6 protein-coding genes are annotated in these 13,268 nt (G+C 66.2%); 1 reads left to right on the forward strand and 5 read right to left on the reverse strand.

The features are described 5' to 3' along the window. Window positions 1-16 precede the first annotated feature (16 nt). The 3 genes from ACQPW1_RS30530 to ACQPW1_RS30540 all read right to left on the reverse strand — a co-directional run bounded on the left by ACQPW1_RS30530 (window position 17) and on the right by ACQPW1_RS30540 (window position 10,065). Window positions 17-1,168 (reverse strand): acyl-CoA dehydrogenase family protein, encoded by a 1,152-nt coding sequence (locus ACQPW1_RS30530; RefSeq protein WP_433655226.1) that lies wholly within the window; start codon window positions 1,166-1,168, stop codon window positions 17-19. An 11-nt stretch (window positions 1,169-1,179) separates the two neighbouring features. Next, complete coding sequence (locus ACQPW1_RS30535; protein ID WP_433655227.1) at window positions 1,180-9,282, reverse strand: type I polyketide synthase; 8,103 nt, start codon at window positions 9,280-9,282, stop codon at window positions 1,180-1,182. Window positions 9,283-9,480: 198 nt separating this feature from the next. Further along, window positions 9,481-10,065 carry a DUF2867 domain-containing protein gene (locus ACQPW1_RS30540; RefSeq protein WP_433655228.1) on the reverse strand — a complete coding sequence of 195 codons (585 nt, stop codon included), beginning with the start codon at window positions 10,063-10,065 and terminating at the stop codon, window positions 9,481-9,483. 668 nt (window positions 10,066-10,733) lie between these two features. On the opposite strand from ACQPW1_RS30540, the gene ACQPW1_RS30545 reads away from it, so the two are divergent. Next, window positions 10,734-11,327: an SGNH/GDSL hydrolase family protein gene (locus ACQPW1_RS30545; RefSeq protein WP_433655229.1), complete on the forward strand. Its 594-nt coding sequence runs from the start codon at window positions 10,734-10,736 to the stop codon at window positions 11,325-11,327. 91 nt (window positions 11,328-11,418) lie between these two features. On the opposite strand, the gene ACQPW1_RS30550 is transcribed toward ACQPW1_RS30545, so the two are convergent. Both ACQPW1_RS30550 and ACQPW1_RS30555 read right to left on the reverse strand, forming a co-directional pair. Next, window positions 11,419-11,655: a ferredoxin gene (locus tag ACQPW1_RS30550; protein ID WP_433655230.1), complete on the reverse strand. Its 237-nt coding sequence runs from the start codon at window positions 11,653-11,655 to the stop codon at window positions 11,419-11,421. A gap of 105 nt (window positions 11,656-11,760) precedes the next feature. Further along, window positions 11,761-13,257 carry a cytochrome P450 gene (locus tag ACQPW1_RS30555; RefSeq protein WP_433655231.1) on the reverse strand — a complete coding sequence of 499 codons (1,497 nt, stop codon included), beginning with the start codon at window positions 13,255-13,257 and terminating at the stop codon, window positions 11,761-11,763. Between the last annotated feature and the right edge of the window lie 11 nt (window positions 13,258-13,268).

The following is a 13,268-nucleotide window of genomic DNA, read 5'->3' on the forward strand; positions in this document are numbered from 1 at the left end:
AAACCTCGGTCCCCGCCTAGGACCGGCGGGGCACAGGTATCACGTACCGGCTGAAAATCAGATCACGCAGGACATCGTCGCCGCCTTCGACAATCGAGACATAGCGCATATCCCTGAGCAGCTTGCCGATGGGCAGCTCGTTGGTATATCCGAGGCCGCCGAACATCTCGGAGCCGACGCTCGCCACGTCCCAGCCCGCTTGGCCACAGAACATCTTGGCGGTCACCGCCGATTTCAGCGTGCCTTGCCTGGCGAAGACGGCCGCGGCCTCGGGTTCGGCGATGATCTTGTCGTAGTCACGGGCCGCCCGGAGGCAGTGGCTTTTCATGACATCGATCTGCATTTCCATTTGTCCGAGCCGCTGTGCGAACACCGGACTGTCCAGCAGGGTGCTTTCGCGCAGCGGCTTGTTCTTGGCGTAGACCATGCAGTGATCGCGTATTCGCCGGGCGATTCCGATCGCGGTCGCCGCGATCAGGATCCGGCTGGCGTTCAAGCCGATCTCGAGCAGCCGAAGCCCGGAACCCAGCAACTGGTTGGCGGCAGGTACTCGGCACTGATCCAATTTCACCTGGTAGGTGTACGAGGTGCGCAGGCCGATGACATCCCACCGTTTGACTATCTGGACACCGGGCGTTCCTCTCGGAACCAGCACCGCGTGGTACACCTCCGGATCGTCGCTCGCCCTGGCGACGACGATCAGGAAGTCCGCGAAATCGGAGTTGGTGGAGAAGAATTTCTCACCGGTGATGACGAGCTGGTCGCCTTCCCTGGCAACCACCGTCTCGATCTTGCTGAGCTCGCTACCCGCATTACGCTCGCTGCCCAGGGTCGCACAGAAGGAGCCGCGCGCCGCCATCGGCTCGAGGTACCGAGCCTTGAGTTCGTCGGACCCGTACAGCTGCACCATGCTGGTGCCCAGAATCGAGATGAACAGCGTGAAAGCCACGCCCGCATCGCCGTAAGCGATTTCATTCACGAGTTCGACGCTGTCCTCGAGGCTCAGCCCACGCCCACCGAACTCCGTTGGTAGCCACCAATTCGCCAGTCCGGTATCGCGAAACTTCTCGTACAACTCCAGCGGCTTATCCGCCAGCACGTCCATCTGCTCGCCGCCGAGTTCCTCTTTGACGAACCGGCGAACGGTCTTCACATCTTCCGATTTCATTATCCCACCATTCATTCGACAAATGCCCGTTCGATGAGATCCTCGATATCCATCTCGTCGATCTCCTCATCCAGCTGATCGGCTGCCATATCCTCATCGTTGTCCAGCGATTCCACATCCGACGGGAATAGCAGTTCCCGCAGGTGCTCGGCCAGCGACGCCGGGGTCGGGTAATTGAAGATCACCGTGGCGGGAATCTGCATTCCGGTATCCTTCTTGACCAGATTGCGGAATTCCACACCGCTCAGCGAATCGAAACCGATCTCCTTGAAGGACAGGTCGCCATCTATATCGTCAGCGGACGGGTAGTCCAGCACCAGCGCCGCGGTGGACAACAGCAGTTCCAGCAGCTCGCTCGATCGTTCCTCGGGGGTCAGATCCAGCAACCGCTGCACGAGTTGCGGTTCGGTGCTTTCCTCGGCGTGCCTGCGCTGCGGTCGGACCATGCCGCGCAAGACTGCGGGCACGATTTGCTGTTCTCGCAAAGCGGCGGTGTCGAGTACGACGGGAACTACCAGTGCCTTGTCGAGCGCCAGTGCGGTGTCGAACAGCGCAATCCCCTTCGCCGCGGCCAAGGGCGCCATACCGTTTCGCCGCCAGCGCGACAGGTCGACCTGGCCGAGCGCACCTGCCATGCCGAGTTCCCAGGGACCCCATGCGAGCGAAATCGCCGGTAGGCCGGCGGATTTACGATGCGCAGCCAGGGCATCCAGGAATGTGTTGGCGGCGGCGTAGTTCGCCTGGCCCGGGGTGCCGATGGTTCCCGAGACGGACGAATACAGGATAAACGCGGACAGATCCAGGTCCTTGGTCAGTTCGTGCAGGTACCAGGCGGCATCTATCTTCGGCCGCAACACCCGGTCGAGTCGTTCCGATGTCAGCGACTCCACGCCACTGTCGTCGAGCACACCTGCCAAGTGGATGACGGCGGTGAGCGGCGACGCCTCGGGGATCCGCGCGAGCTGTTCGGCCAGCGCGGCTGGGTCGGTCACATCGCAGGCCTCCTGCGTGACCTCGGCGCCGAGGGCGGTCAGTTCCGCGGCCAGCTCGATCGCGCCAGGGGCCGCCGCTCCCCGCCTGCTGAGCATGAGCAGGCGGCGCACGCCGTATTCGGTCACCAAATGCCGGGCGAGCAGCGAGCCGAGTCCACCCGTCGCCCCGATAAGCAGCACCGTGCCCTGCGGGTTCCACACCGGCCGTTCGGCTTTCGTCACTGGTGCCGCGACGAGGCGTGGCACGTGCACGACGCCACCGCGGATGGCCACCTGCGGCTCGCGCGACAGATCCAGCGACGCGAGCACGCGTCGCGACGCCTCGTGATCATCGATGTCGACCAGGACGAAGTTGTCCGGGTATTCCGCCTGGACCGACCGCACCAAACCCCAGACCGGCGCGCCGGACAGATCGGGCGCTTCATCGTCGGTCACCGCGACCGCGTGGCGAGTCACGATCACCAGCCGGGTGCGGCCGAATCGCTCGTCGCGCAACCACTGCTGCACTCGGTCGAGCACGTCGTCCGCCGTCGCTCGGGCCGCCGCGGGTACGTCGGGGTCTGAGCACACCGGCACATGCGCGAACTCGAGGTCCGGCCGGGCGGAGTCGAGCTGCTCGGGCAGCGGTGACCAGTCGAGAACGAATAGGGAATCGGCTGTCGCACTGCCGGTCAACTGTTCGACGGAGGCAGCTATGAGCGTGAGCGATTCGACCGACAGCACCGGGGTGCCGCTCGGGCCGGTCATCCATAGCGACACCTCGTTGGGCCCCTTGCGCGCCACCCGGACACGCAGTTCCGTGCCTGCGAACGCATGCAGCGACACTCCCGACCAGGAGTACGGCAGCAGCGCCCGGGTGGGATCTGTATCCGAAAGAAGCGGGTCAGCGAAGAGCGCCAGCATCGGATGCAGGGCGGCGTCGAATAGTGCTGGGTGCAGGGCGAACCCAGCGGACGCAGGTCCGACGTCGCCGGGTAGCCGGATCTCGCCGTACACCTCATCGTCGAGTCGCCATGCGGCACACAATCCTTGGAAGGCCTGCCCGTACATATAGCCGCGATCGGCAAGACCCGGATAGAAGTCGCTCAGTTCGACCGGCGTGGCTCCCTGGGGCGGCCACACATCAACGGCGACAATGTGTTCCGGGCTCGTCGCGACCAAGAATCCGGTCGCGTGCTGGGTCCAGGACCGTGATCGCGCAGTCCTCGCCCGGGAGTACACACCGATTTCGCGTCGGCCCGAGTCCTCGGCCGCGCCGACGACGATCTGGAGTTGGACCGCGTCGTCGGCGAGGATCAGCGGCGCCTGCACGGTGAGCTCTTCGATGCTCCGGCACTCGGCACTGTCCATGGCGTGCAATGCCATTTCCACGAAGGCCGCTCCCGGGAATACGACGTTGGCGAAGATGACGTGGTCGGCCAACCACGGATCGTCGGCCAGCGAGACCCGGCCGCTGAGGACCAGTTGGTTGCCGATGGCAAGGTCGGTGGCGGCGGCGAGGAACGGGTGGGTGACCGCGTCGAGTCCCGCCCCGGCGACATCGCCCTGCGCCTGCGCGGGCTGCGCCCAGTACCGCTGCCGGTCGAACGCATAGGTGGGCAGGTCTATATGCCGTCCGGTGACACCGAGCACGGTGAGGTAGGACTGCCAGTCGACGGGCACGCCCGCGACATGCAATCTCGCCAATGCCTCTGCGGCCGAGCGGGATTCGGACCGATCCTTGCGGACAAGCGGGACCGCGGACAGGCCGGGCGCGATCTCGGCGAGGGTTTCCGCGGCCATGGCGGACAGGACCCCGTCTGGACCGACCTCGACCAACACCTCGGCCCCGGCCGCCACCGCGGCGCGCACGCCGTCGGCGAAACGCACGGCCTCGCGAACATGGCGCACCCAGTACTCCGGCTGCTCCAGCACACCGTCGGCGGCGATGGCACCGGTCACGTTGGAGATGACTGCGATTCGCGGCGGCGAATACGAAACCGACTGCGCCACTTGCCGGAACTCGTCGAGCATCGGTTCCATCAGCGGCGAGTGAAACGCATGCGAGACCCGCAGGCGCGTCGTCTTGCGGCCGTCGGCGGCAAGCGTCGCCTCGATCTCGGCGACCACATCCTCGACGCCGGAGATCACCGTGGCGATCGGACCGTTGACCGCGGCGATCGACGCAGATTCTTCGTAACCTGCCAGCGCACGGCGGGTTTCGTCCTCGTCAGCCTGCACGGCCACCATCGCACCGCCGCACGGCAGTGCCTGCATCAACCTGGCGCGAGCGGCCACCAGGCGCACCCCGTCGGTCAGCGAGAACACACCCGCGACATGGGCTGCGGCCAGTTCCCCGATCGAATGCCCGACCAGGACCGCGGGCACAACGCCAAGCGATTCCAGCAATCGGAACGCCGCGACCTCGAATGCGAAGAGCGCGGGCTGCGTCATCGCCGTCTCGTCGAGCAGCCGGGCGAGCTCCGAGCCGGGCTCGGCCGACACCACGTCGTCGAGCGAATGTTGCAGCAGCGGAGCGAATTCGGCGCAGATCACCTGCCACGCCTCGGCGAACACCGGAAACACTTGCCCGAGTTCACGACTCATGCCGATCCGCTGACTGCCCTGCCCGGAGAACAGGACGCCGACATTCGGCGCGGTCGCTGCGCCGCCGACGATCAGCCCCTTCGCCCGGTCGCCCTTCGACAGTGCGTCCAGACCGGCGAGCAACTCCGCCCGCTGCGAACCCAATACCACCGCGCGGTGCTCGAAGGACATCCGGTCGGTGGCGAGAGATAATGTCACATCGGCGATCCGTAGCTCCGGGTCCCCGGATACCGCGGCCAACAGCCGCCTCGCCTGACCGGTCAGCGCCTGCGCGCTGCGCGCCGAAACCAGCCACGGCACAACAACCTCCGGCTCTTCGAAGCCGGCCCCATCGGTGGGCTCGACGGGATCACCCTGTTCGAGGATCACGTGAGCGTTGGTGCCGCTGATCCCGAACGACGAGACACCGGCGCGGCGCGGACGCTCGGACTGCGGCCAATCCTGTTGCGCGGTCAGCAGTTGCACCGCGCCCGACGACCAATCGATGTGCTGTGACGGCTCGTCGACATGCAGCGTGCGCGGCACCACACCGTGCCGCATGGCCATGATCATCTTGATCACCCCCGCGACACCCGCCGCGGCCTGGGTGTGTCCGATATTCGACTTCACCGACCCCAGCCACAGCGGATGCGCGCGGTCCTGCCCGTAGGTCGCCAGCAGCGCTTGGGCTTCGATCGGATCACCGAGGGTCGTACCGGTACCGTGTGCCTCGACGGCATCGACATCCGCCGGGGACAGCCCGGCGCTCGCCAGCGCGTGCCGGATCACCCGCTCCTGCGACGGACCGTTCGGCGCGGTGAGCCCATTGCTCTCGCCGTCCTGGTTGATCGCCGAACCGCGCAAGACCGCAAGCACCCGGTGGCCGTTGCGCCGCGCGTCCGACAACCGTTCCAGCACAAGCACTCCCACACCCTCGGACCAGCCGGTGCCGTCGGCCGTATTCGAGAATGCTTTGCACCGGCCATCGGCCGCGAGCCCACCCTGCCGGGCGAACTCGACGAAAATGCCGGGCGTCGACATCACCGTCACGCCGCCCGCCAGCGCCAGCGAGCAATCCCCCGACCGCAGCGACTGGGCCGCCAGGTGCAGCGCCACCAATGACGACGAGCACGCCGTGTCGACGCTCACCGCAGGGCCTTCGAGACCGAGCGCGTAGGCGACCCGACCGGACACCACGCTGGTCGCGCTTCCGGTCAGAGCGTGGCCGCCGAGGTTTTCGGGTACGTCGTTCAGGCGCGGCAGGTAGTCCTGGCTCATGGCGCCCATGAAAACGGCGGTGCGACTCCTGCGCAGTGCCGCCGGATCCTGACCGGCCCGTTCCAGCGCCTCCCAGACCACTTCCAGCACCTGCCGCTGCTGCGGGTCCATCGTCAGCGCCTCGCGCGGGCTGATGCGGAAAAAGCCCGCATCGAAGTCGGCGACGTCGGCCAGGAAGCCGCCGACGGGGGCGTAGTCCGCACCGGAGTCCACGCGCCAGCCACGATCGTCCGGGAAGGCCGAGATCGCGTCCACGCCGTGGGAAACCAACCGCCACAGGTCTTCTGGTGAGGTGACACCGCCCGGGAGGCGGCAGCTCATGCCGATGATCGCGATCAGGTCATCGGCCACCGCGGTGCTCGCCTCGGGCGGCCGCTGGTCGCCAACGTAGCCCGACAACTGCTCGCGCATATGCAGTACGAGTGCGCTGGGGGTCGGGTAGTCGAACAGCAGCGAGGTCGGCATCCGCAGACCTGCGGCGGTGTTGAGCCGGTCGCGCAACTCCACCGCCGTAACCGAGTCGAAGCCGAGTTCTTTGAAGGTGCTTGCGGATTCGATCAGCTTCGGGTCGGCGTGCCCGAGCACGGTCGCCGCGTGCGCGCGGACCAGTCGCCACAGCTCCTGGTCGGTCAGCCCGCTGGACTCGATCTGCGTGACCTCCGTGACCTGCGCGGCCTCGGCCTGCGGCAATGCGTGCCGCTCGGTGCGCTCGCCGGTGACCCAATAGGTCTGTCGCTGAAATGCGTAGGTGGGCAACTCGATTCGGCGGGCACCCGGGAAGAGCGGCCGCCAATCCAGCGCGACGCCCCTGGTGTGCAGCTCGGCCATGGACAACAGCAGGCGACGGGTTTCATCCTCGTCTCTGCGCAGCGTGCCCTGCACCACCGCGGTGTCCACGGTGTCCTGGATGGCCATGGCCAGCACCGGATGTGGGCTGACCTCCACGAAGACCCCGTGCCCGGCGTCGGCCACCACCTTGATGGTCTCCGCGAGCCGCACCTGCTGCCGCAGATTCCGGTACCAGTACTCGGCGTCCAGTTCGGCCGCGTCCACCCGGTCACCGACGACCGTGGAATAGAACGCGACGCCGCTGTCCGTCGTCGCGATGCCCTCGGCGACCCGCAACACCTCGTCCCGGATCGTCTCCACCTGCGCGGAGTGCGACGCGTAGTCGACCGGGATGACCCTGGCCCGAATCCCGCGCGCCTCGCAGTCGGCGACAACGGCGCGTACCGCGTCGACCGCACCGGAAATCACGACCGCATTCGGGCCATTCACCGCCGCGACCGAGACCTGATCCTGATCCACGTCCGCTGCGGGCATCGCCAGCGAAGCCATCGTCCCGTGACCCGCGAGCCCGGCGGCGATGGCCAGGCTGCGCCCGACCACCAGCCGCAGACCGTCTGCGAGGGAGATGATTCCGGCTGCGCACGCGGCCGCGATCTCGCCCTGCGAATGCCCAACCACCGCATCGGGCACCACACCGACCGAACGCCACACCTCGGCCAGCGACACCATCACCGCGAACAGCGCGGGCTGCACCACGTCCACGCGTGCCAGCTCGGCCTCGTCATCGAGCACATCTCGCAGCGACCAGTCGACCAAACCGCTCAGCAGCTGCGCGCACTCCGTCATCCGGGCGCCGAACACCGCAGAGGTCTCCCACAGTCCGCGAGCCATCCCGATCCACTGTGCGCCCTGGCCCGGAAACACCCACACCACACCGGATTCGGCGGCGGCGACACCTGCCGTGACGTTCGCCGAGGGTTCGCCGGCGGATAACGCCGACAAACCTTCCAGCAACTCGGCGCGATCCGCGGCGATGACGACGCCACGGTGATTCAGCGCGGACCGGGTTGTCAGCGCGGAGTAGCCGATATCCAACGGGCGCAGGTCCGGATCGGACGCGACCCAGTCGAGCAACCGTGCGGCCTGCGCCCGCAACGCCGCCGTGGACTTACCCGACACCAGCACCGGAACCGGGTCGGCGAACTCCGATTCGAGCTCCTGCGCCGGTACGGCGGGATGGGCGGCGACGACGAGATGGCAGTTCGTACCGCCGATGCCGAACGAGCTGACACCGGCGAGCCGAGGACCCGCAGGCCACGGACCGGTGGCGTCGTTCACCTTCAGTTTCCACCGCTGCATCGGGATCGCCGGATGCGGTTCGCTGAAATTGAGGCTCGCCGGGATGGTTCCGTGCTTGATCGACAGCGCCACTTTGATCAGTCCGACGACGCCGGCGGCGGCGTCGAGGTGACCGATATTCGTCTTCACCGACCCGACGAGCAACGGCTGCGCGGCATCGCGGCCCGAACCGAAGACCGAGGCGAGCGCGCTCGCCTCGACCGGGTCGCCCGCCCTGGTGCCGGTGCCGTGTAGTTCGACGTATTGCACGTGCTCGGGATCCACCCCGGCCTTCGCGTACGCCTCACGCAGCAGCGCCCGCTGTGCGTCACCGTCGGGGACGGTCAAGGCCTGGCCGTCGCCGTCGTGGTTCACCGCGCCGCCGAGCAGTACACAGTAGATCGGGTCGCCGTCGGCGACCGCGTTCGCCAAGCGCTTGAGGACGACCACCCCTGCGCCCTCACCCCGGACGAATCCGTTTGCGCGCGCGTCGAATGTGTAGGAGCGGCCGTCTGGGGACAGCGCACCCGCGCGCGTGAAGGCGAGCGTGCTCTCCGGCACCAGATTCAGATGCACGCCACCGGCCAACGCCAGCTGGGTGGCGCCCGATTGCAGGCTCTGTACCGCCGTCTGCACCGCGACCAAGGACGAAGACTGCGCAGTGTCCACCGTGACGCTAGGCCCGTGGAAGCCGAACTGGTGCGAAATCCGGTTGGCGATCAGACCCCGGCTCAGCCCCGCCACCGAGTGGTGGGATATGGCATCCGGACCGTGCCGCTGCACCAGCGAGGCGTAGTCGTCACCGGCGGCGCCGAAGAACACCGCGGCAGCGCTGCCGTGCAGGCTCTCTGGCGCAACACCGGCGTCTTCCAGTGCCTCCCAGCTCAATTCGAGTGCCAACCGCTGGCGCGGGTCCATCGCCGCGGCCTCGCGCGGCGAGATGCCGAAGAATCCGGCGTCGAAATCGGCGACGTGGTCGATGAATCCGCCCCGGTGGAACTGCGCCAGCTCCGCGACATCCGACCATCGGCCCACGGGCACGTCGCTGATCGCGTCGACGCCACCCCGCAACAACTGCCAGAAGGCACGGGCATTGCCGGCCCCAGGGACCCGGCACGCCAACCCGACGACGGCAACCGCACGCTGATGCATAAGTTCCAGACCTCTCCAGCTCGTAAGTACAAGCGTCGAATACAGGAGCGCCGAGGAGCCCGAACAGATACGTTTTGCGGCATCAACTTCAACGGAACCCGCACCGCCGCAGCAGGATCCGGGGCGAAAAACAGGGCCATGGAGACAGCACAAGACCCACGCCGGTGGCACCGGCGTGGGTCTTGCGGTTGGATCAGGCTATCCGGTGGCCCGCATCTGCCAATCGCGTCCGATCGCTCGGATCAGCGGCGGATAGACCAGCACGTGCCGCAGCGGCGCAATCGCTGCCATATAAGCCTTCCCGAACCAGCCGTTCGGCTTCACCAGCACCGCCATCTGGCCGCGGTAGCTGCCTGCCCCATCCGGGACCCAGCCGATGTGCATCAGCCCGTGCATGGTCCGGTTGGCGATCTCGGACACCCATTCGGTGTCCGTCTGATACACCGAGGTGAATGGAAGCGTTTCGGAGTCCGGTCCACGTGGCATATCGCGGAGATCCGCGGGCAATCGGTCGCGCAGCGACGGCACCCGGGTGCCGATACCCGATCCGGGTTTGTCCCAGCCGAGCAACGCCCCGAGCTTCCAACGGATCGCGAAGAGCGTGCGCACAACAAGGGCGGATTGATGCGATCCGTCGTCAGAGGTGAATTGGCGCACCAGTTGCGCGAGACCGTCAGGACCGCCGGGCGTTGCCAACGCCCACACGTCCTCGAGCTCGAAATCACCCGCGAGCTCGTGAATCCGCCAGGGCCGGGATGTATGTGCGGTGTTCGGGAGTTTCATTCGTGGACCTCCATCCATATTCGGACCGATAACCTCGAAACCTCGCTGCGGCAACCGTTTCCGGCGAGGGCAGAACCGGCTATGAATACATAGCTGCGGACCAGATCCATATCCGGTGAGAATTTCATACCTCCCCCCGGCCCGACGATAGCAGATGGGCGTCCGCCACGCTGGGCGCCAACTCGGTTGCCTACCTTGATATTCGACGGCTCAGCGCATACTCCGCCCGATTCGGGTCACGGTCGTCGCCGCGAATCATATGCGGACGACCGTCGTTGCGGACAAACACCGAATTCGACTGGCGAATACCTGTGCGACGCTGATCACACTTTCCCGGAATCGACCGAAAACCGTTCGATAGCAACAACTCTGACATCCGATCCGGACAGCCGAGAAAATCGGCGAATCGACACTACCCCCTTGTCGGCCGATGGTTACTGTGCCTATCGTTCAGTCATGCAAACAGAGCCGTGCACAACGGCACGCGAGGCTGAGACAGCACCGGGGGTGGATCGCACCGGAGCACGCCGGACGCACGCCGATTCCCTGCTCACCGAACGGGCGATCGCGTGAACCCACTCCTGCTGCCCCTCGCCGTCCTGCAGGGGATGCGGGCGCGTTCCACCATCACCCTCCTTCCCGCGCCTGAAGGCCCGACCGTCGGGACTGTGGGAGATGAGTCCCTCCCGCTGGTGCGCATCGCCGTCCTCGGTGATTCGACCGCGGCAGGCCACGGGGTCGACACCAACGATGCTGCGCTCGCCGGGTGTTTGGCACGCGAACTCGCCGCGCGGACCAGCAAGTCGGTCGCGTGGGAAGCGGTCGGGCAGCTCGGCGCTACCGCCAGCCGGATCCGATACAAGCTCCTGCCCAAGCTCAGCGAGAACTTGAACGTCGCGGTACTCCTCGCCGGCGGCAATGACGTACTGGCCCGGCGTACCCCCGCCCAATGGGCGGACGATCTCACCGCCATCGTCGACGACCTCACCAATCGTGCCGAGCATGTGGCGGTGAGCGCACAGGCGCCGTTTGCCGATTTCCCGGCGCTGCCCACTACACTGGGTCGCTACCTCGCCGAACGCGCGGATACCTTCGATAAGATCACCCAACAGATATTGGCCGAGCGGCCGCGGACAACGTGGATCAGCCGGTCCCTCATCCAGCCCGTAGGCTCGGACTTCTTCGCTCGAGACGGCTTCCATCCTTCGGCCACCGGATACCGCCGATGGGCTGAGGCTGTCGCAGGCGCGCTCATCGTCTGAGTCGAGTCGGCGCTGCCGACCGAGTAGGCAGGCGCTCGAGATCGGCGGACAACACCGCCGATCCCGAGCACGGTTCAACATCTAGCTTTCCCTAAGCGCTGAAAGGTGTTTCGGCGACCTGCACGGCGCCGGTCGGGCACCCTTCTATCGCATCCTGCAGATCTCGATAAAGGCTCTCCGGTATTTCCATGGTTCCGCGGTTCTTATCACCCTGATAAACCACCTCGGTGAAACCGTTATCGTCGCAACCGAAGATATCGGGTGCGGTTACGCCACATGCCCCGCAGGAAATGCATGTGTCCTTGTCGACCAAGGCGTACTTGCTCATTCGGTCCCATCTCATGTGCAGTAATTTCCGATACTAGAAATTCACCGCCCATGCCGAACGGTGAAAGGCCGGCGACCGGTGCGGTCGCCGGCTCATCGCGCGACCTCAGTCCATGGCCGCGCTCATCACCTTCGCCCGGGGCCGCAATTCCAGGCGCGTGCCGTTCGACGGCATGATGACGACAATGCGACTCCGCGGTTCCGCAGGCTGTTGATCGACCCGATGAAGTTCGCAGCGGGCCAGCACCTCGCGGATAACAGCTTTCATCTCGAGCATCGCGATCTTGTCGCCGAGGCAGCGGACGCGGCCGCCGCCGAACGGGATCCAGGTGTAGGTGCCTGGCCTGCTGTCCAGGAACCGCTCCGGGCGGAACGCGTCCGGAGCCGGGTAGACAACCGGATCACGATTCATCAGGTAAGCGCTCCCCCACAACACCATCCCGGGCTCGTAGCGCACGCCGCCGATCTCGATCGGCTTGATGACCTCGCGGGGGATGATCTGCGGGAGTGACGGCCGCAGGCGCAGCACCTCCTGGACCGTCGCCGTGAGGTAGGCGTCATCGGTGCCCGCATCGATCTCGGCGACCAGCCGGTCCAGCGCCGCACGGTCGCAACTCAGGTACTCGAACGCCCACGCGATGGCCACCGTGGTGGTTTCGGTACCCGCGATGAAGATGGTCATAATCTCGTCGCGCAGCTCGGTGGCAGACAGCGGCGAACCGTCTTCGTGCGTAATACCGAGCAGGACCGAGAGCAGATCGTCGCCGTGCTCACCCGAATTCCGGCGTTCCTCGACGGCCTCGGCAAGCAGCGCGTCCGCGCGCTTACGGAGCTTCAAGAAGTCGTACAGGCCTAGCGGCCGGATCGCCGTGAGCAGCCGCACCACCGCGGACGGCATCCGATGGATCTGCAGCACCGACCCGATGTGGTCGTTGAACTGCATCATCCGGATCAGCACATCGGCAAGCTCGTCCCAGCACGACGGTGCGACCGATCCGAAGATCACCTCGCGGAGCGCGTGGAACGCATAACGTTGGATGTACGGATGCAGCGCCGTGTTCTCCGAACGCGGCCACGTGGCGACATCCGTCTCGGCCATCTCGGCGATCGCCGCACCGATGCGCTGCAGCGCCTTACCATGCATGCTCGGCATGAGGAGCTTGCGCCGCTCCTTGTGCTGATCCTCATCGAGCCAGGCAAGCCCGGTCTGGCCGGTGTACTTCTCGATCGTGCCTGATCCGTTGCCGGTGTGCAGAACATCGGCCGGAGCGAGGAACATGGCCTTCAGGTCCGCGGGATCGGAGAGCACATACACCGGCTTGGGTGGAAGTTTGATGCTCACCGCGAACCGGCTGCCGTAGCGATCGCGGCACTGCGCCATGAAGTTCGGCGGGCTCTTCCAGAACTCGAACATCTGCGCCAGGGTGGCCTTGCGATAGGCGGGCAACTCGGTGGCGGAGATGGCGATAGGCGGAGGCGCGATGGCCGACTCCGCCGAGGTCGATCCGGCGCCGCCGTGGTCGACCGGACACCGACCGCCCTGGGCCGCGGCGGCCACGTCTTCGGCAGGGTCGCGCCTGCCAGTTGTCTTGGGAACATCCATTTCAGTCATCC

The sequence above is a fragment of the Nocardia sp. CA-128927 genome (assembly GCF_050955855.1).
GTDB lineage: Bacteria > Actinomycetota > Actinomycetes > Mycobacteriales > Mycobacteriaceae > Nocardia.